Here is a 19,972-nt window from a genome sequence, read left to right as displayed (position 1 = left end):
GACAAGATGGAGCGCCTTTTAGAGGTAAAAGATCTAGCGATATCATTCAAAACACACGGTGGAGAAGTACAAGCGATCCGTGGTGTTAGCTTCCATGTAGATAAAGGTGAAACTCTAGCGATAGTTGGGGAATCCGGTTCCGGTAAAAGTGTAACTTCACAAGCGGTAATGAAGCTAGTTCCAACGCCGCCAGGAGAATATAAACGTGGACAAATTTTATTTGATGGACAAGATTTGATCGGTAAGACTGAGAAGCAAATGCAGAAGATTCGTGGTAAAGAGATCGGTATGATTTTTCAGGATCCGATGACTTCCTTGAACCCGATGATGAAGGTCGGCAGACAAATTACTGAAGTACTGCACAAACATGAGAAAATCTCCAAAGAAGCTGCCAATAAACGTGGGGTTGAACTGCTTACGCTAGTAGGTATTCCTTCACCAGAGCGCCGCTTCAATCAATATCCGCATGAGTTCAGTGGCGGTATGCGTCAACGTGTCGTTATCGCAATGGCACTTGCAGCAAACCCTAAGCTTCTGATTGCGGATGAGCCAACTACAGCGCTCGACGTTACCATTCAGGCACAGATTCTTGACCTGATGAAGGAATTGCAGAAAAAGATTGATACGGCGATTATTTTTATCACCCATGATCTTGGTGTTGTAGCAAGAATGGCGGATCGTGTAGCGGTAATGTATGCCGGACAAATTGTTGAAATGGGAACTGCAGAAGAGATCTTCTACGATCCAAGACATCCTTACACTTGGGGATTGCTTGCATCCATGCCAAGTTTAGAGAGCAAAGGTTCTTTGCTTACCGCTATTCCTGGTACCCCTCCAGATTTGATCAAACCGCCTAAGGGTGATGCCTTCGCACTTCGCAGCACCTATGCTATGCAAATCGATATGGAGAAAGAGCCTCCAATGTATAAGGTTTCGGATACCCATATGGTGAAGTCTTGGTTAATGCATCCGATGGCACCTAAGGTGGAACCACCAACAGTCGTTAAGAATAGACAACGTATACTTAAGAACGCTTATCCAGAGCCAGTTTTAGTGCAAGAAGGCGCTAAGTAAGCAACTTGTTTTAACTAAATAATAAGAGGAAACGCTAGGCCATTTAGTTGGCTTAGCGTTTTTTTTTATTTTCTACAATGTTCAATATTATTTAAATAAATATGAATTAATACGAACTTAATTAAATAAAAGGGTTGACTATTTATCGTTTTCATCTCAAAATGAAAAGGCATACATAGGGGGTATAACGATGAAGAAGATAATTATTACTACTTTACTTAGCGTTTCATTATTAGCTGTAACCGCGTGCAACAACGACACGGCTAATTCTGGCAACACAAACAGCGGACCTGAGCCTGTTCAGCCTGTCTTCAAGAATGTTTCTGTACATGATCCTTCCATTATTTTGGCTGATAATAAGTACTATGTGTTTGGCTCGCATTTGGCTTCTGCTAAATCCGACGACCTGATGTCCTGGACTCAATTGTCCTCTGGAGTTGTTGATGGAAACGTACTCATCCCGAATGTCAAAGAGGAATTAAAAGAGGCCTTAACCTGGGGAAAGACGGACACTTTATGGGCACCGGATGTCATTCAATTGGCGGATGGTAAATATTATATGTATTACAACGCGTGTAAAGGTGATTCCCCATTATCAGCACTTGGTATAGCCGTGTCAGACCATATTGAAGGACCTTATAAGGACAAAGGGATCTTCTTAAAGTCAGGTATGGTGGGCGTAGGCGATGACGGAGAAACTTATGATGCCACACAAAAGCCGAATGTTGTAGATCCGGATGTGTTCTTTGATAAAGAAGGAAGATTGTGGATGGTGTATGGTTCTTATTCCGGTGGTATTTTTATTATGGAACTGGATACAAGCACAGGATTCCCACTGCCAGATCAAGGTTATGGCAAAAAGCTTCTAGGCGCAAATCATGCGCGGATAGAAGCTCCCTATATGCTGTACAGTCCTGAGACGGATTACTACTACCTGTTCCTATCCTACGGGGGGCTGGCTGCTGATGGCGGATATAACATCCGTGTAGCTCGCTCGAAGACACCTGATGGACCATTTGAAGATTCTGAGGGCCAGGATATGATCGATTCACAGGGCACAGCTGGCGTATTGTTTGATGATCCTGCTTATGCTCCTTACGGAGTTAAACTCATGGGGAATTTCGAATTCCTGAATAATGACGATGAGCTCCCAGTAAGTGGGGAAGGATATGTATCACCAGGACATAACTCCGCATTTTACGATGAAGAGACTGGCAAGTATTATTTGATCTTCCATACACGGTTCCCGAATCGTGGTGAAAAGCATGAGGTTAGAGTACACCAGATGTTCATGAACGCTGATGGCTGGCCGGTGGTCGCACCACACCGTTATGGTGGCGAGACCATTGATAAATATACGAAAGAGCAAATCGCAGGCGAATACAAATATGTGAATCATAATAAAGAAATTACGGCAGATATCGTGCAATCGGAGCTAATTCAATTGACGAAGAGTGGTAAAATCAAAGGCGCAGTAAAGGGCAAGTGGAAGCTTATCGACGATCATACTGCAGAGTTAACGATAGGTGGTTCTACTTATAAGGGTGTGTTCCTGAAAGAGTGGAATGAAGCTACAGCCAGTAATGTTATGACGTTCACCGCGGTTTCTAATGAAGGGATCTCTATCTGGGGAAGTCATGTATCACCTTCGGAATAAGATAGTTTAAAAGGATTAACAGCAGAAGGGGTTTCAACTAGTCATGTGTAATGGCTAAGTTGAAACCCCTTTTATAATGTAGGATTAGTCTACGAACTTTCGGATCACAATAACAGCATTATGGCCGCCGAAGCCAAATGAATTAGAGATGCCTATTTCGAGATTAGCTTTTCGTGCATTGTTAGGTACGTAATCTAAATCACAGATGGAATCAGGCGTGTCCTGATTGATGGTAGGAGGAATGATCCCTTCTTGGATACTCTTAACTAAAGCGATGGCTTCTAAGCCGCCAGCGGCCCCTAAAGCATGTCCAGTCATGGACTTATTAGCGGTTACGGGGATGTGGTAGGCATGCTCGCCAAATAATTTTTTAATCGCTAGGGTTTCAGAATGGTCTCCTACTACTGTACTTGTCGCATGCGCACTGATTACATCTACGTTGTGGGGCTGGAGATTAGCTTCATTTAGCGCTAACTTCATAGCTTGATAGGCACCAATCCCCTCTGGATGAGTGGCAACCATATGATAAGCATCAGAGCTAGCACCATACCCGATCACTTCACCGTGAATCTTGGCGTTTCTACGCTGAGCATGGGAGAGTGACTCAAGAATGACTATGCCGCCACCTTCACCGATTACAAAGCCATCCCGTCCTCCATCGAAAGGGCGGCTCGCTTTAGTAGGCTCTTCATTTCGTGTAGATAAAGAGGTGGCATTCCCGAAGCTGGCCAGCGAGATTCCAGTAATAGCAGCCTCAGAACCCCCGGCTATAACGATGTCCGCACCGCCATAACGAATTAAACGGAAGGCCTCGCCAATTGCAGTATTTCCAATAGAACAAGCTGTTACTGGAGACATGGTCGGGCCGAGAGCTCCAAATTTAATGCTGATCATCGCCGCAGCCATATTGGAGATCATCATGGGAATTAAGGTAGGGCTGACTCGATCAGGTCCACGCTCTTTCAGGACCGTACCTTGATCCATCAAGGTCTGAATTCCTCCAACACCAGATCCTACATAAACGCCAAGTCTCTCCTTGTCAATCTTATCAAGCTGGAGGCCAGAATGTTTCCAAGCCTCTTCAGTAGCTGCGAGGGCAAACTGACTGAATCTGTCCATTCGCCGTGCCTCTTTACGCCCAAATCTGCCCTCTGCATCGAAATCACGTACTTCGCCGGCAATTCTCGTCTTAAAACCTGTTGTATCAAATGAAGTGATCGGGGATATACCCGATTCACCAGAAATTAGCCGATCCCAAAATTGTTCGATTGTATTTCCAAGTGGTGAGATTAAGCCCATGCCTGTAATCACTACGCGTTCCATAATGAACCTCCTCAGCTAGTGTATACTAGTATTTTTCCACTTTATTTATCCTATTACAAGTTATCGTTTATCCTAGTATAATTTGTACTATACTAAAGGAACAGAAATCCCAAAGTGGAGGTAGCTTATGGCTAATCAAACAAGATTACAAGCATTATCCGATTTTTTGAAAGCACGTCGTGCGGCAATTTCACCAAGCTCTGTAGGCTTGCCAGAAGGCACACGCAGAAGAACGCCAGGACTCCGCAGGGAAGAGGTTGCACAGCTTGCAGGGGTAAGCAGTACCTGGTATACGTGGCTTGAACAAGGCAGAGATATAAAAGTCTCGTCCTCTGTTTTGGACTGTATTGCCACTGCACTTAGGCTGACTAAAGATGAGCGGAAGTATCTTTTTGCACTGGCTTTAGAAACTGGAACCAGAACCACACCCTATCCGCAAGATGAATCTTCCGTAATTAGTCCTTCGCTGCAGAAAATTTTACAGGAACTTAAATATTGTCCTACGATTATTTCTGATAGACGTTGCGGAATCGTCGGTTGGAATGAAGCTGCCGCCCATGTTTTTCTTGATTTCTCAAAGCTGCCTATCGAAGAGCGGAATATGATCCGATTGTTATTTGTTCGTAAGGAGTTTAGGCGCTTAGCAGTGAATTGGGAACAATTCGTCAGCGGTTATCTTTCTATCTTCAGAGCGTATTACGGACAGTATGTAGAGGATCATTGGTATGATGAATTTATAGAGGAATTGAAAGAATTGCATCCGGCTTTTAATGAGATGTGGGAGCAAAGTCGGGTTAGCTCGGCCCCGGATGTGTTACTAGAATTCAGACATGCCAAGGCGGGAAAAATGTTATTTCATCTAACCTCTTTGCAGGTTCATGGCAGTGCAGATTTACGCTGCAGCATCTATACTCCTGCGGGAGATTCGAATACTGAAACCAAGCTGAAGCAGCTTATGGAGCAGCATACAATAGAAGGATTAAGCTAGATTCACATAGAGAAGCATCCCTAGCTGAACTTCCAGCTAGAGATGCTTAATGCTACACTATTAGAAATCTGATGTTGAAATTTCAATAGTTCCGAATGTGGTGCCAGCAGGAGTACTTAAGAGTGCAGCTACCAAAAGGGCATGAACTGCAAGCGTAAGGCTATTGAATGCTGGAATCGTGTATGTGATAACTGGAGCATTCACACGAGTGATTACTAAATCTACTGGGAAGTTGGAGTTGTTGTTCACAGTAACAGCAGCGTTAATTCCACCTGCAAGGTTTTCATAATAAGATTTACCAATGACAGGGGCTAAATTGAAATATTGAAGCGGTAATACGATGGCCATAGTAACGACCTCCTTTTCGTTTGATAGGATATTCTATGTTGAAAATCTATTAATGCTAGAGCGAATGCCATGGTGAATTAGCACTTTTTAATAGAAAAAACCGGGGATGTCCAATAGCCACTTAGAAAGCGGCTGGGACATCCCCGGTTTATTTTCGTACGCTTATTCCGTTTTTTTACGATAAATCAGATACAGTATCAATCCGAATAGCATGCCGACAAACGACATTGCGGAGATCGTTAAGTAAAGAGCTTTACCCCCAAAGGCATCATATAATGCCCCACCAGCATAAGAAGCCAGGATACCTGATACACCGAAGAACAATAGTGCAAGGACGGTTTGCCCTGTAGCACGCCATTCCTCGGGTACAATGCTGTACAGGTATTGAATAGCAGCCGAGTAGAACACAGGGAAGGTAAGAATTTGCAGAATCTGCAAATACGCTAACAAGTGTGGATCAATGATCCAAGCTGAAATCAAGAAACGAAGGAAATAGAAGGCTCCGGAAATCGATATGATGATCAGTTCTTTTCCTTTTCGCAACCACCAGAAGCTTAATGCAAAGACAATGATTTCACTTATTGCCGCGAGGAAAAATGATTGGCCTACCAATTGAGGACTGCCACCAAGCTCACGAATATAAACTCCAATAAATGTATCGTTCATTCGTGCGGGTACAGAGCTAATAAATATGAGCACCAGAAACATCAATGTCTTTTTGTTGCCAAAAAAGTGCTTGAGGCTATCCAGCGTGACCGGCTTACCTGTGACGGGGGCATCTGGCATGTTCCAGCTTACTATAAAGCTTATAAGGCAAATGGCAACAAACAGAAGAGCTATTCCATGAGAGCCGAAAAAACCAAGCACATAGCCAGTAATCAGAGCCATTACACCATAACCTAGCGCACCATATGTACGGATAGAACCATAGCTAATTCCAGCCGCCTCAGAGACTCGGAAATTCAAGCTTTCTGTCAGCGGATCAATGGGCATCAAGAAGAAATACAGCAGCATAGCAAAAAGAATGAGAACAACGTAACTGCTGGAATCGAACAAAAAGTATCCGGTTACCGCTGAGCATAACAGCAGAGCTAACAGCACTTTGCGGATGGTTTTTGTTTTATCACTGATCATCCCCCATAAAGGCTGGGCAACGATGGTAACAAAACCACCAGTTCCAATAATGAAGCCGATTTGCGATGGGCTTAGACCTTGTTCACTTAGATAGACTGGCAGAAAGGGAATAAACATGGCTAGCAGAGCAAAATACAAAAAGTTAAACCCTCGTAAAAGATTTGGTGCATTCATAAGTTTTTTTACCTCACGTGTTAGAAAATTTGTATAGAGTCAATTTTGCTATTGTATCATGGATAATAAATGATTAGGATATAAATCTATTCGCGGAACTGCTCAAGATGACCCTAACCCTCTATAAATTTCTGGCCGTAATATGATAAACTGGTTACTATTAAAGCAAAATGCAAGGAGAAACGTTAATGATAAAGTTGGTATCATGGAATGTGAATGGTCTTCGGGCCTGTGTTAAAAAAGGGTTTGATGATTATTTTAAGGAAGTAGAAGCAGATATTTTCTGTGTTCAGGAGACGAAGCTGCAAGAAGGGCAGATTGTTCTGGAACAGGGTGAAGAATACTATCAATATTGGAATTATGCAGTGAAAAAAGGGTATTCAGGCACAGCTATATTCACCAAAATCAAGCCGATCTCTGTGAGATACGGAATGGAAGAGGATGAAGAAGCGGAAGGCCGGATTATTACGCTGGAGTTCGAACATTTTTATCTAGTGAATGTGTATACACCAAATGCCAAACGAGATCTGGCTAGATTGGATTACAGAATGGAATGGGAGGACCGTTTCCGCAATTACCTTCTGGAACTGGACAAGCTAAAACCAGTCGTTGTATGCGGCGATATGAACGTAGCCCATCAGGATATTGATATCAAAAATGCTAAAGCTAACCGCGGAAACTCTGGCTTTACCGATGAAGAAAGAGGAAAAATGAGTACGCTGCTGGAGTCCGGCTTCATAGATACCTTTAGATATTTTCATCCAGAGCTTGAAGGTGTTTATTCATGGTGGTCTTATATGCCCAAGGTGAGAGAACGGAATGTAGGCTGGCGGATTGATTATTTCCTAGCTTCTTCTAGACTTGCACCTAATCTGCTGGATGCCCAAATCGATTGCCACATTATGGGGAGCGATCATTGTCCGGTCATCCTCAAGCTTGCTGATTTCACAGATTAGAATCGAATATTTAAAAGGCCGCTAAGTCTCTTTAAAGGACGAAGCGGTCTTTTGTATTCATTAAGAATTATAGTCTGCCAATGATCTCAGGGAATTCAGTCGGTCCCATATTCACATTAAACTTTTGTTTAAGAATTAGCTGATTCTCTAGTAAGATTATTTCAAGAGTTATGCAGAAAGGCATTTCAATAAACAATAAAGTAAGCTGTAGCTGATCATCAGCAACCCAAGTAAAGCTGGACATGATTCGGTTCAAGGAAGCATCAATGACCTGTGCGAAGCTTTCGAGCCATTTCCCTCGACCAAGACAGATCACAGAATCCTCTCCAGTCTTAAATTGTAAAGTAACTGCAGCTTCGTTGTTATTGAAAGAGATAGAGAAGGTGTCCAAGGCAAATTGGTTGTCATCGAGCTTATAGGTTAAGCCGTTTATTCGTTCTTCTTGTGATGAAGAGGGCTGCAGTTGTGGCGGTTGGATAGATAAATTCTTTAATTTTTCAACCAAGTGGGCAGAAGCAGCCGGCTCTAATGGCAAGGGAGCTGGCTTCATCGCGGGAAGCAGATGTTCCCACACAGCATTCAACATTCCTTGTATACTGTCTGATGCAGCAGTAGTAATAATTACGGCATCTTGCTCCGGAAGCACAACACAGAGTTGACCGAAGGCGCCATCTGCCCGGTAGCCACCGTGCTGGCATTGCCAGAACTGATACCCATATCCCATTGCCCAGTCATGATCACCTTCGCCATTGGAAATATGTTTGGAAGTAGCCTCATTAATCCACTTTTCAGGCAGAACCCGTTGATTATTCCAGATTCCTTTTTGTAAGTATAGCTGGCCGAATTTAGCGATATCCTCGGTTGTAATGTTTAAGCCAAATCCCCCTGTGTTAATTCCACGTGGACAAGACTCCCACGTTGCACCGTGAATGCCCAGAGGAACGAAGAGGCGCGGTTCTAAATATTCTAGCAGTGTTTGGCCAGTAACCCGTTGAAGGATCGCGGCCAGCATGTAAGTAGCACCGGTATTATATAGGAAATGTGTACCCGGTTGTTTCTCGACGGGGACGGAGAAGAAAGCTTTCACCCAATTCCCGTCGGTACTTTTGCGAAGGGTGTCCATAGTATCCACGACATGCCCGGTACCCATCATCAATAGATGTCTGATTGTCATATTGGATAGATTCTCCGTGATAATCGAAGGAGCCTCTTCAGGGAAAAAGGAGAGGACAGAATCATCGAGGGTGACAAGTTTCTCAGTAACAGCAAACCCGATTGCGGTTGAGGTGAAGCTTTTGCTAAGGGAAAATAACATATGCGGAAGAACGGACCTGTAAGGAGCCCACCAGCCTTCAGAGACCACATAACCATGTCGTAATAGCATAAAGCTGTGCAGGCCTAAATTTTGTTCTTCTACTGCACTAATAAAGCAGGATATTGCGGTTGATGAAATCCCCTGTTCTTCTGGAAGACTTCTAGATAACTGCAAGCTGCTTGTAGTTTCCATACGCTCATCTCCTAAATTTTGAGAATGCTCACCTCCTAATTCTATAATAATTTCCAATGTAAAAATACCATTTAAAAAATAACTAGTTTAGCTTTCTACAGGGCTGTTGCTGGATACATCAGATTGGAGCCGTTTCTCTGGCCAAGAAATAACATGAGAAGTTCGACTTAGTTTCTCATATATTAGCTGAGTTTCTTTTTTGAATATACTAATGACTAAATGAATAAAGAAAGCCAAGTCTATCAATAGAACAAACAGATGAATAAGCATATTCCATACGGAGGAAAGATTCCCTAGAAGGGCGGAATCAAGCAAAAGAGCGTGAATCCCAAGCAGCACCCAATATAGCAGGCCATATCTGATCATCAGAGCCCAGAAAAAAGCATGATTCCCGCTGCTCTTCACCCGAATCCGCACCATCCATTTCCCTAAGGTCCGTCCGCCCGTGAGAGCCGGAACAAGCATGAAGTAAATACCAGTTACAATCCAGAAGGCAGCTTTTATATCGAATCCGAAGAGTACCCCAAACCCGATGCTCCACACCATACTATCGATTAGAAAAGCTATTCCTCTGCGGGTATAGGAGACTCTTTTGGCAGAGCGGTCAATGTTTGTATCCAGTTGTTCTATACGTGGCAATAGCCCGGAGATCCAAATGGAAATTCGAAATCCAAAAATCCCTCCGATTGTGTTGGTAATGAGATCATCGACATCAAAAAGACGGTAAGGATGATCGAAGAAACCATAAATTCCTGTAATCTGCGTGATCTCAAAGGACAAGGAAAAGGCAAAGGATAGTAGAATGCACACGACCCAGCGTGTACGAAAATAATAGCCCAAAAACATTCCAAACGGTACAGTCAATGCAACGTTAAAAATGACCTGTAAAAATGCAGGCTCACGCAGTAATGACCAGTAGGTCGAGATTTGTTCAGGGATGATTGACGATCCATCCACAATATCCTGAATAAACTGAAGGGGAATGAATTGGACGACACTCCCAGAAGGTGCAGCATTGTGCCGGGAGGATGGAAAAGGAAGCAAGACAAGAAAATAAGCGTTCATCAGATAGAGCAGCAGCAGATATAGGATTAAAGCTCTAAGCTTATGTATATAGCCATGTCTGCGGTATTGTACGATAAGAAAAGGTAGTGTGAAGACCAGCGCTGCTATTGGAAACATCATGAACGCATACGAAATTGGAAAAAAGTACGAATGAAACATAAGTCACCTGCCGTGGAATTGTTTTTATAAGAAATTTGACTCTACTTGGAAATTAGCTATCCCCGGCTCATTATAAGTTTTTATGATAGGGAACTCAACTAATTTATCCAACGTTTCCGGCATACATATGTCTATGAAGGAGCGTGAAGTGGATGGAGAAAAAGGTTCAGCAGTATTATCGGCTCAAGCAAAAACAAAAGGATATTGAAAAAGAATTGGCCGAGCTTCGTCAGGATATTTTAAATTATTGTAGTGAGCAGGAAACTAACGAGACTGAAATTGGCCGCTATAAAGTGAAGCTGGTCGTGCAAAACCGCAAAGAATATGATGATGCAAAGTTATATGAGACCTTATCAGACCCCGAAGTGTGGCGTTTGCTCTCCAAATCAGATCCGGCAAAGGTGGCAAGCTTGACCAAGTTGAATGTAATTTCAGAGGATAAAATCATGCATACTTATGCTTTGAAGACAGTGACACTGTTACAGGTGGATAAAAAATAGGGATTGAAGTGAGCGGTTCCTCGCGGGAGCCGCTTTATTTGGCTCATAACTGTCCAAATTAAGGAAATATGTTACAGTATTAGGGTGGAAGGGAGGTTGAATAGTGAAAAAAATAATCATCGCAGGCGTCATGGGCTTAACGATTTTACTTTTTTTCTTCTTTATTTTGCGGCATAATAATCAATCACTTGAGGTAAAACCGGATGTTATGTTCCCAACAGCGGAATACAGGGTGACTGATAGTAGTGCTCCAGGATTACCTATGCTTATAACTGCTGAAGGGGCGGATGTTATTAAGATACAGGCTACATCCGGCAATTTATTGTTATGGACTCCCCCTGACTACAAGGTGCATAACAAAGGTCTTGAGCTGAAAATCAAATCTGGAGATCAAATTTATTGGAGTCCAATGGATGGGGGGAATAAGCAAATAGATGAACCTCAGGATACCAAGATCACAGTGATTGCTTACCATAATGATAAGCAGATCGGAACGTCCAATGTAGAGATTCATAAGAATGATCTAGGTGTCTATACAGGTGAAATACCTGAAGTGAAGTAGCTGAGAATCTAAATCGAATCGCAACTATCCTCGTTTTGCGTTAAAATAAGAAGTGAAGCTGACCGAGTCCTTATAGCAACCCTAGAGATGGAGGAAGAGAATTCATGAAAGATTTTGAAGTAATGCTGGAGAAATATGCGAACCTAGTTGTAAAAGTAGGAGTAAATGTACAGCCTGGACAAGTCCTTATGGTACATGCACCGATAGAAACCGCAGAACTTACTCGCTTGATTGTAGCGAAAGCCTATGAAGCGGGAGCTAAATATGTAATTGTTGACTGGGACGATGAAGCAACTACACGGATCCGTTATGAAAAAGCCCCAGAGGATTCTTTCGATTACTATCCACAGTGGCAGGCTGAGATGATGGAGAAATTCGCGGAAGAGAATGGTGCCATCTTACATATTAAAGTACCTGATCCTGAACTGTTTAATGGCATTGATTCTTCTAAGGTATCTAGAGCAGTCAAAGCAGCGGCTGTTGCTCGCAAGAACTACTCCAAATATACTCGGAACAGCAAAATCAGCTGGTCTCTGGTCAAAGCGCCAACACGTGCTTGGGCGAACAAGGTTTTTGCCGATCTTCCTGAAGAAGAGCGGGTAGAGGCGATGTGGGAAGCTGTATTCCAGATGAATCGTGTGGGCAGCAATGATCCGGTAGCTGCTTGGAGAGAGCATATTGGTCAGTTGAAAGAAAGTCAGGACAGAATGAACGCTAAACGTTATAAAAGCTTGCATTACCGTGCTCCGGGAACGGATCTGCATGTAGAGCTTCCGGAAGGCCATTTATGGCGCGGGGGTGGCGGTGAGAATGATAAAGGCGTATATTTTGTAGCTAATATGCCAACGGAAGAGATTTATTCCATGCCCCATCGGACTGGCGTTAATGGCACAGTTAGAAGCACGCTCCCTCTTAATTTGAATGGACGGTTAGTTGAAGGAATTTCATTCACTTTTGAAAAAGGGAAAGTCGTAGCTTATGAAGCTGAATCCGGACGCGAACATTTAACCTCACTGCTGGCAACGGATGAAGGTGCATCTTATCTAGGAGAAGTAGCCTTAGTGCAGCATGATTCTCCAATCTCTCGCTTGAACCGTATTTTTTACAATACAGGGATTGATGAGAATGCCTCCTGCCATTTCGCGCTAGGAAGTGCTTATCCTGTAAATATTGAAGGCGGCACAAAGCTTACGAACGAAGAGCTTGTGGCTAGAGGAGCTAATGTCAGCTTAACTCATGTCGATTTTATGATCGGTTCAGCAGAGCTGGATATTGACGGAGAGCTGGCGGACGGCACGATTGAACCCGTATTCCGTAAGGGAAATTGGGTGTTGTAAGGAGAAGAAAAAAGCCGGATCTCTTCCAATGAGATTCCGGCTTTTTTTGAGTGCCTATATTGGTCATTTTTAGATTGAAAAATAGTTAAGACTCATAGCCTCACGTACTTCGGCCATTGTTTCTTGAGCAATGCTGCGGGCATGCTGTGTTCCAGAGATTAAGATTTCCTGCACAAGCTTGGGCTTAGTAGCATAATAGGAACGACGCTCTCGCATCGGTTCTATAAGCTGATCTAGAGCTGTCGAAATCAACTGTTTGCAAGCAGAACAACCCATGGTACCCCGCTCACAGCCTTCACGAATTTCGGTTACCCCCGCTGAGCGAAAAGCACCATGATAAGCAAAAATAGGACAGATATCTGGATGTCCAGGATCATTTTTATGCACACGCGCTGGATCGGTTGTGGCTTTTCGTATCTTAAAGATAATCTCTTCCTTAGTGGAGTCCAGCTCGATGGCATTGCCAAGGCTTTTACTCATTTTAGCGTTGCCATCCGTACCCACAAGCCTCGGCGTCTCACTGATCAGCGCTTTGGGTTCCACCAGTATCGGGCTGTACATCTCGTTGAATCTGCGGACGATTTTGCGGGTTAATTCCAGATGAGGGAGTTGGTCTTCCCCTACAGGAATGATCGTTGCTTTACAAAATGTTATGTCAGCAGTTTGACTAACTGGATAACCAAGAAAACCGTAATACAATTCATCTAAGCTCGAATTTTTCGATTCGGCTTTAATCGTGGGATTATGCCGTAAAGAATTCACAGTAACAAACATAGAGAACAAGAGGGTCAGCTCTGCGATTTCAGGGATCATCGATTGAATAAATATAGTTGTTTTCTCCGGATTTATACCCGCAGATAAATAGTCCAGTGTGATCTCATGCAGATGTTGACCCAGCAGCTGTGGACGATCAAAATGGGTCGTTAGGGCTTGAATATCCGCTAAAAACACAAAAGTTTCATATTGCTCCTGAAGGGCTACTCGGGTCTGCAAGCTGCCGGCGTAATGGCCAAGGTGAAGCTTTCCAGTCACTCGATCTCCAGTTAAGACACGTTCGTTCATCATATAAATTCCTCCTGTTATTTAGCATTTGGTTACACTCGAGTCGCCACCACCAGCCATCATCCATGGCCATCACCTCCTTTAAATGACAAAAAAACCTCATCCAATAAGGACGAAGTTGTCGTGGTACCACCTTAAATGATCGTGTCACCTTACGATTCTTGGCTTTCGATCTTCTCTTACCTGTACGGAGAGGTTGAATTTATTCTCGATACAGGTCCCTTGATAACGGCGGGAACCCCGGTTTTCCCTACTGCATCCATTAAGATAGTTCGGAAAAACAACTATAAAGGCCATTCGAGCATACGCTGGTCACCGGTTCGCACCTACCACCGGCTCTCTGAAGACCATGTTCGTCTGTCTACTTACCCTTTGTCATCGTTGTTCATGATATGTGAATTATTGTAATTCTGAACAGGGGTGTTGTCAATGAGTAGAAATCGTATGGTGATTGACGAGGTATCTAGGTTTATATGATCTAGCAAAGTATACCTTAAATGTATATAATCATCAGGAATTAAGTCCAATCTATCATTGTGGATTCACAATATACTACTCTATAACCTTGAAATGGAGTGATGATAAATGGCGACAATAATAAGTTATGGGTCACAGGCAAAAATCCCGTTAGATCCGTTTACTACTGCTATAACGGTTGCAGGGATTCCTGGAGCTGGAGCGGGTCTAGCCACAGCGCAAGTAAATATTAGTCCGGCTAATCCGGCTTCTTTCTCCAGTAGAGTCGAGTTAAATGGTAGTTTTAGTCTTACTGCACTTGCTAATAGCCAATTTCTTGTTATCATCCGACGAGCTGGAGTCGATATTTATAGATCCTTTTATCGTTTTACTACAATTACTGATATTCAATTAAGTGCTCAGTGGGTCGATGGTGCTTATATTGGAGTCCACAACTATGAATTGGTAATTCAGAATGATAGCAACTTGCCTATCAATCTATTTGGACCCATATCATTCACAGCAACTGCTATAGGAGGAGAAGGCGTAATTTAAGTTATGTCTCTGTGCGCCATTTAAGGGACGGGTGAATCAAAGCTTTGGACAGTTGAATCGATCTGATTCAGCTGTCCTTTTTTCGTGGGTGTATAATTGAAGTCCAACTCTCGCAGCATAAATCTCCAACCATTACCTTGATATAGCGGTTTATTTATTTAAGATGTTATCCTCTAAAACAGCGTATTTATCACCGTATTGCTTAATGATATGTTGTTCTCCCCAATTACATAATGCAGTCAAAATATCGCTTAAACTATCCCCATATTCACTAAGCTCGTATTCTACTTTTGGTGGAACCTGATTATAAACAATTCGGTTGATGATTCCATCTGCCTCAAGCTCGCGTAGCTGCTGGGTTAACATTTTTTGAGTAATGCCGGGCATCAACTGTTTTAACTCGGAGGTGCGTTTTTTGCCATGAGTTAAATGACATAGAATTACGCATTTCCATTTCCCTCCGATGACCTCTAGGGTGGCTTCAACAGAAATATTGTATTTTTTCTTGACAGTTGTTGTAGATGTTGTTGTCATGATAACCTCCAAGGTATGGGTACTTTTTAGCACCTATGGCACTTTTGAGTGCGTACTATTAATTATGTCCAATTTAACTCATCATAACATTTTTCGTTCAATTTTTATAGAATGCTATAATTTAGAGAGCTTTGGGCAAAAAAAGCAAAACGAAATAAAAACCGTTTCTATACCTCCCCCGTCTTAATCTATGAAAGGTTGAAGAGAGGAGGCTAAGGAAGGACATGACGATGACTAATGCAGAAATGAAAAAAGTAACGATTCTTGATACTCGGAGCGAGACGGATTTTTACGATTCGATATTGGTACATAGAGAACAATTGTACAGTATTGCTTATAGTTACTTGCGGAACCGAAACGATGCGCTGGAAGCGATGCAGGAAATGACTTGCCGGGCTTGGATTAAAAGAAAAACTTTAAAGGACCCCAAAGCATTCAAATCATGGATTATTCGAATTCTAATTTATGTCTGTATAGATGAACAAAGACGAAGAAAACGTTCCATGCCGCTGGTAGATGAAAGAATAGGAGAACAGGTCACACACATTGGCCATCATCGGATGGAAATGCTGTGGGCACTCGAGCAGGTTAAGCCCAAGTATCGCCATGTGCTGCTGCTAAAATACTACAATGATATGACCTTGACTGAGATCGCTAACATTATGAATAAACCCGAGGGGACGGTTAAGACTTGGCAGCATAAGGGGCTCAAGCAGTTGCGAACCATCATAAAGAATCGGGGTGAATGGAACAATGAGTAGTCAAGAGGAGCTTGCCATGTTAAGCGATGCCGAACGTATCCCACAAGAACAAAAAATAGAGAATGCAGCCGCTCAGATCTATGCGATCCAAGCAGGTTTGGAATTAGGCAAGAAACGTGGCAGAAGGTTAATATTCACAAAAAGCGCGATGTCTGTGCTGGCGGCTGCAGTGATGATAGCGGGCTTGCTGTTCTTCAATCCAACCCAGCTGTTGCCACAGCAAGGGACTTCGAGTGTTGATACGTTCGATTGGGGCGTATTGGAGCCTTTTAAAACATTGGCTGCAGCTGATATTGATGCTCTTACACTAGAGTCTGCAATCCGGAATGATTATGTACAAATCGTTAATAAGAGTGCTGAATCAAATGGATATAAAATTACTCTAAATGCTGTGCTTGCTGATGAAAATAAAATCATGCTGCTGTATACAGGGACAACAAGTGATGGTCAGGAAGTGTACAGTGTAAATAGTGTGAAGCTGACAGAAGCTGAAACTGGACGAGACGTAATGGAGGAGAATGGGAATAGGGACGGAATGGGAGCACACGCAGAGGGAACCATATATACTTGGCTCGGTAAAACTGTATTCTCACTGGACCGAAATAAACCAAGGCCAACAGACGTAGTGGCGGATTTTCAGATTGCCTCTGTAGACCCGGGAATGTTAAGTAAACCGAAAACAGGAACGGTTTTATCCGACATGCGGTATTCTGATCGTTTAAAAGTGAACTTCTCTATTGATCCTAAGTTTTGGGAGCTGAAGACGGAGACATTAGTTGTAGACCACCCCTTCAAAATTGACGGACAGGAAGTAAAACTAGCCGAAGTCGAGCTTTCTCCGTTAAGCATAGCGCTCAAATTTACGATAAATGAGGAATTGAAAACGGATTGGATCATCCGAAATGAACTGTTTCAAAAGCTCCCCTATGAATTAACAGCGCAGGTTGGGAAGCACGACATTAAAATTAATCCGAATTCTGGTAGTGGATCTGATGATGGATTTATAAGTTACTTCAGCAGTAATGTGTTGGATCACCCGAAGTCACTGCGACTGAAACTTAATGCGGGGGCAGATCGAGAGAAAGAAGAGTATATTGATATTCTGAAAAAATGAGCGGTAAGCGATATTAGTGAATATGCGTTGGGAGTTGTAATATAGAAAAAGGCCGCAGGTTGCGGCCTTTTTGTTATTGTTGGGACATTATACTAACTTTGCGAGTTACCTTTTAACACCAAACACGCCACTTGTTAAATGAGAACAAACTCCTGATGCTCCTATCGGGACTGTATGTGCATAATGCTCCTCACGGGGGCTATAGGCGCTTAATGTTCCTCAGGCTTCTCATGTTCCTCAGGCTTCTCACGTTTCACAGGTTTCTCATGTTCCTCACGTTTCACAGGTTTCTCATGTTCCTCACGCGCGTAACACTTCTAACGGACTGTATTGCAGCTATTTTAGCTTTTTTGAGCATTTTGCTGAGTTTTCGGACTGCATAGCTCTTATTGGTCTAAATCCACACCAAAATTGAGCATATTGGGTTGAATAGCTGCATCTGAGTCCGATAGCACTGCGAAATGCCCGGATTCTTCGAAATAAGGGCTCCTGAGTCCGAACCATCTGACCTCGTAAATACTGCACTGTAAACGGTAAAATCACCGCCTAAGCGTCTGAGCAATTTCGGCGGTACAAAAGTGGTGCTAATGTGGCATTAGTGCGGTACAAAAGAGTTGCTAATGTGGCAACTAATTTATAACGCTCCTCAGGCGCTTAACACTCCTAACGGACCGTATTGCAGCTATTTTCGCTTTTTGGACCAATTTGCTTAGTTTTCGGACTGCATAGCTCTTATTGGTCTAAATCCACACCAAAATTGAGCATATCGGGTTGAATAGCTGCATCTGAGTCCGATAGCACTGCGAAATGCCCGGATTCTTCGAAATAAGGGCTCCTGAGTCCGAACCATCTGACCTCGTAAATACTGCACTATAAACTGTAAAATCGTCGTCTGACCTCGTAAATACTGCACTGTAAACTAAAATCGTCGTCTGACCTCGTAAATATTACACTCTAAACTGTAAAATCACTGTCTGAGCGTCTGAGCAATTTCGGCGGTACAAAAGTGGTGCTAATGTGGTGCTAATGTGGTGCTAATGTGGCGTTAATATGGCGGTAGTAGCACTAATATGGCGTTAGTAGCACTAATATGTCGCTAATTTGTTGCAAAGGTGGCGCTAGTGTGACAACTAAGTTAGTAACTTTTCTCGTTGTAGTAATGGGATATGTGTTCAGTAATTAGTTAGTCGAGTTAGTTGCTGTAATTTGTTTTCAACCATTCCTCGTTTGACCAGGACAATTTGCCTGCCCCTGAGCCGTCAACAGCGGTAAGTCTGGATTTTAGACTAGCTGGGTCCTCTGAAGTGTAGCTGTAAGGTAGTGTTGTGAATCCGTTCCATGCAAATGCTTTAACGGCAGCGGGTGCAGGGGAGAGAGGGCTGTTCTTTGCTGTACTGTCTCCTCTGAATGTTGCTCCATCAAGTGAATAGATCGTATCTAAAGCTGCGATTGCACCCGTATATTTGCTATTATTTACATCCGCTTGATTGTTGCGAAGAGGATACACTACATCAATGATTACAGAACTTTCAAGTAATACAGCTCCTCCTTCTGTCGAGATGGCTCCGTTACTTGTAACCCCGAATTGATACCCCTTGCTTGAGATCGCTTTTTCCATAGCGGAGGTTAGACGTTTTTTAGCCAATCTGGTATCTTCGTTGTCCATTACAATGTTATAGGCATGCGCATTACCACTACGAAGGCGGGGCATGCGGTCTTGTATATCTTTATAGTAGTTGTGATGGAGCGTTACAGAAAGAAGCGCATTATCAGCTGCAAACTCTGTTGCGCCTATTAAGTGGCCCTTTTTTTGACTAGCGGCAATCGCAATGATGTCGTCTTTACTTAGGCCAACTGAGCTGCTTCTTAAATAAGCGTACATGGGATAGGCAGCCTTGTTGGCTTCCATAGCATTAATTTGCTGAGTAACCCAGCTGTTTGCGTTTCTATCATCCCCTAAGAAGGATGACCATGAAATGGTGACGCCGTTGCTGCCTTTTTTAACATCGACAACTCCGTCATAAGATTTATTGAAGGTGCAGTGGTCGATCCATACGTTGTTGCTGTTTTCAATGGTGATGTAGTCCCAGTCGTTTTTATCGTAATTCCCTTTGGTTGCTTCATCCCATTCCCACAGCTCATCAAATTCAAGGTTGCGGATGATGACGTTAGAGCTTCTTTTAAAGGTAAAAGCGGCATGTTTAATGGTTGCACCCTTAGCAGAGAAAATGGTCAAACCGTCGAAGTTGTCCATAGACACTTTGCTGACACCAGTCTCTATTAATACGGGATGTGTTAAAGCATTGTTATGAGCGCTAAATGGGGAGATCTTTGCTGCATCAGAAATTTCATTCCATCCCAGATCCAAGTCGTTCATAATTTCAATAACCTTTATTTTGGATCCTTTTCTCAGTGCAGTGGCAAGATCTTCTGCGGTATATACCTTTTTATAGAGTGGACTGGTTTCTTGGATATTTCCACCACCTGTTGTTCCTGTGGCAAACCCAGCCAAATCATATTCACTAACCTGAACCGGTGTCGACGTTGGTGAAGCAGTCGGTGTCGGTATAGCAGTAGACGTTGGTGAAGCAGTCGGTAATGGCGTAGCAGTAGGCGTTGGTGAAGCAGTCGGTATCGGCGTAGCAGTTGGTGTTGGTGAAGCAGTCGGTATCGGCGTAGCAGTTGGTGTTGGTGAAACAGTCGGTA

The 19,972-nt window shown here is 43.1% G+C and carries 18 protein-coding genes and 1 other annotated feature; of the genes, 10 read left to right on the top strand and 8 right to left on the bottom strand.

Annotated features, from left to right (window positions below):
* Positions 1–6: 6 nt before the first annotated feature.
* Positions 7–1,074, top strand: a complete 1,068-nt coding sequence (locus MHI15_RS24195; RefSeq protein ID WP_076135552.1) for an ABC transporter ATP-binding protein — start codon at positions 7–9, stop codon at positions 1,072–1,074.
* 184 nt (positions 1,075–1,258) lie between these two features.
* Positions 1,259–2,731: a family 43 glycosylhydrolase gene (locus MHI15_RS24190; RefSeq protein ID WP_445668013.1), complete on the top strand. Its 1,473-nt coding sequence runs from the start codon at positions 1,259–1,261 to the stop codon at positions 2,729–2,731.
* 84 nt (positions 2,732–2,815) lie between these two features.
* Here MHI15_RS24190 and fabF read toward each other — a convergent pair whose 3' ends face one another.
* Complete coding sequence (fabF, locus tag MHI15_RS24185) at positions 2,816–4,054, bottom strand: beta-ketoacyl-ACP synthase II (protein ID WP_340975812.1); 1,239 nt, start codon at positions 4,052–4,054, stop codon at positions 2,816–2,818.
* A gap of 127 nt (positions 4,055–4,181) precedes the next feature.
* Here fabF and MHI15_RS24180 point away from each other — a divergent pair, with 127 nt between their 5' ends.
* Entirely contained in the window at positions 4,182–5,042 is an 861-nt protein-coding gene (locus tag MHI15_RS24180; protein ID WP_341164966.1) for a helix-turn-helix transcriptional regulator, read from the top strand.
* Positions 5,043–5,102: 60 nt separating this feature from the next.
* On the opposite strand, the gene MHI15_RS24175 is transcribed toward MHI15_RS24180, so the two are convergent.
* Entirely contained in the window at positions 5,103–5,390 is a 288-nt protein-coding gene (locus MHI15_RS24175; protein ID WP_076125983.1) for a hypothetical protein, read from the bottom strand.
* 162 nt (positions 5,391–5,552) lie between these two features.
* Positions 5,553–6,698: an MFS transporter gene (locus MHI15_RS24170; protein WP_076183499.1), complete on the bottom strand. Its 1,146-nt coding sequence runs from the start codon at positions 6,696–6,698 to the stop codon at positions 5,553–5,555.
* Positions 6,699–6,889: 191 nt separating this feature from the next.
* Here MHI15_RS24170 and MHI15_RS24165 point away from each other — a divergent pair, with 191 nt between their 5' ends.
* Positions 6,890–7,654 (top strand): exodeoxyribonuclease III, encoded by a 765-nt coding sequence (locus tag MHI15_RS24165; RefSeq protein WP_076279814.1) that lies wholly within the window; start codon positions 6,890–6,892, stop codon positions 7,652–7,654.
* Positions 7,655–7,721: 67 nt separating this feature from the next.
* On the opposite strand, the gene MHI15_RS24160 is transcribed toward MHI15_RS24165, so the two are convergent.
* Entirely contained in the window at positions 7,722–9,161 is a 1,440-nt protein-coding gene (locus tag MHI15_RS24160; protein ID WP_076279802.1) for a serine hydrolase domain-containing protein, read from the bottom strand.
* Between the two features lie 87 nt (positions 9,162–9,248).
* Positions 9,249–10,346 (bottom strand): VanZ family protein, encoded by a 1,098-nt coding sequence (locus tag MHI15_RS24155; RefSeq protein ID WP_248548119.1) that lies wholly within the window; start codon positions 10,344–10,346, stop codon positions 9,249–9,251.
* Positions 10,347–10,537: 191 nt separating this feature from the next.
* Here MHI15_RS24155 and MHI15_RS24150 point away from each other — a divergent pair, with 191 nt between their 5' ends.
* The 3 genes from MHI15_RS24150 (at position 10,538) to MHI15_RS24140 (ending at position 12,784) form a co-directional block, all read left to right on the top strand.
* Positions 10,538–10,885, top strand: a complete 348-nt coding sequence (locus tag MHI15_RS24150) for a hypothetical protein (protein ID WP_076219158.1) — start codon at positions 10,538–10,540, stop codon at positions 10,883–10,885.
* Between the two features lie 103 nt (positions 10,886–10,988).
* The gene (locus MHI15_RS24145; RefSeq protein WP_340975817.1) at positions 10,989–11,447 is read left to right on the top strand and encodes a hypothetical protein; all 459 of its coding nucleotides are present in this window, start codon (positions 10,989–10,991) and stop codon (positions 11,445–11,447) included.
* A 104-nt stretch (positions 11,448–11,551) separates the two neighbouring features.
* A complete protein-coding gene (locus tag MHI15_RS24140; RefSeq protein WP_076279805.1) occupies positions 11,552–12,784 on the top strand; it encodes an aminopeptidase in 1,233 nt (410 codons plus the stop codon).
* Between the two features lie 69 nt (positions 12,785–12,853).
* Here MHI15_RS24140 and trpS read toward each other — a convergent pair whose 3' ends face one another.
* Positions 12,854–13,849: a tryptophan--tRNA ligase gene (gene trpS / locus MHI15_RS24135; RefSeq protein WP_340975818.1), complete on the bottom strand. Its 996-nt coding sequence runs from the start codon at positions 13,847–13,849 to the stop codon at positions 12,854–12,856.
* Positions 13,850–13,951: 102 nt separating this feature from the next.
* Positions 13,952–14,234 (bottom strand) — a binding site (T-box leader).
* Positions 14,235–14,431: 197 nt separating this feature from the next.
* Here trpS and MHI15_RS24130 point away from each other — a divergent pair.
* Positions 14,432–14,857, top strand: coding sequence for a hypothetical protein (locus MHI15_RS24130; protein WP_036686349.1), 426 nt, complete (start codon positions 14,432–14,434; stop codon positions 14,855–14,857).
* A 150-nt stretch (positions 14,858–15,007) separates the two neighbouring features.
* Here MHI15_RS24130 and MHI15_RS24125 read toward each other — a convergent pair whose 3' ends face one another.
* A complete protein-coding gene (locus tag MHI15_RS24125) occupies positions 15,008–15,391 on the bottom strand; it encodes a winged helix-turn-helix transcriptional regulator (protein WP_076125996.1) in 384 nt (127 codons plus the stop codon).
* Positions 15,392–15,615: 224 nt separating this feature from the next.
* Here MHI15_RS24125 and MHI15_RS24120 point away from each other — a divergent pair, with 224 nt between their 5' ends.
* Together MHI15_RS24120 and MHI15_RS24115 are read left to right on the top strand one after the other, a co-directional pair.
* Positions 15,616–16,152, top strand: a complete 537-nt coding sequence (locus MHI15_RS24120; protein WP_036686352.1) for a sigma-70 family RNA polymerase sigma factor — start codon at positions 15,616–15,618, stop codon at positions 16,150–16,152.
* On the top strand, positions 16,145–17,266 hold the full coding sequence (locus MHI15_RS24115; protein WP_340975821.1) for a DUF4179 domain-containing protein: 1,122 nt from the start codon (positions 16,145–16,147) through the stop codon (positions 17,264–17,266). Before MHI15_RS24120 ends, MHI15_RS24115 begins: the two co-directional genes overlap by 8 nt.
* 1,192 nt (positions 17,267–18,458) lie before the next feature.
* Here the strand turns inward: MHI15_RS24115 and MHI15_RS30805 are convergent.
* Positions 18,459–19,835, bottom strand: a complete 1,377-nt coding sequence (locus MHI15_RS30805) for a pectate lyase family protein (RefSeq protein WP_445668012.1) — start codon at positions 19,833–19,835, stop codon at positions 18,459–18,461.
* Positions 19,836–19,972: the final 137 nt, after the last annotated feature.

The organism is Paenibacillus sp. FSL H7-0918 (assembly GCF_038007025.1).
Taxonomy (GTDB): domain Bacteria; phylum Bacillota; class Bacilli; order Paenibacillales; family Paenibacillaceae; genus Paenibacillus_AQ; species Paenibacillus_AQ odorifer.
Note: the sequence above shows the minus strand (reverse complement) of the source record. Positions and strands in the feature narration are given on the sequence as shown.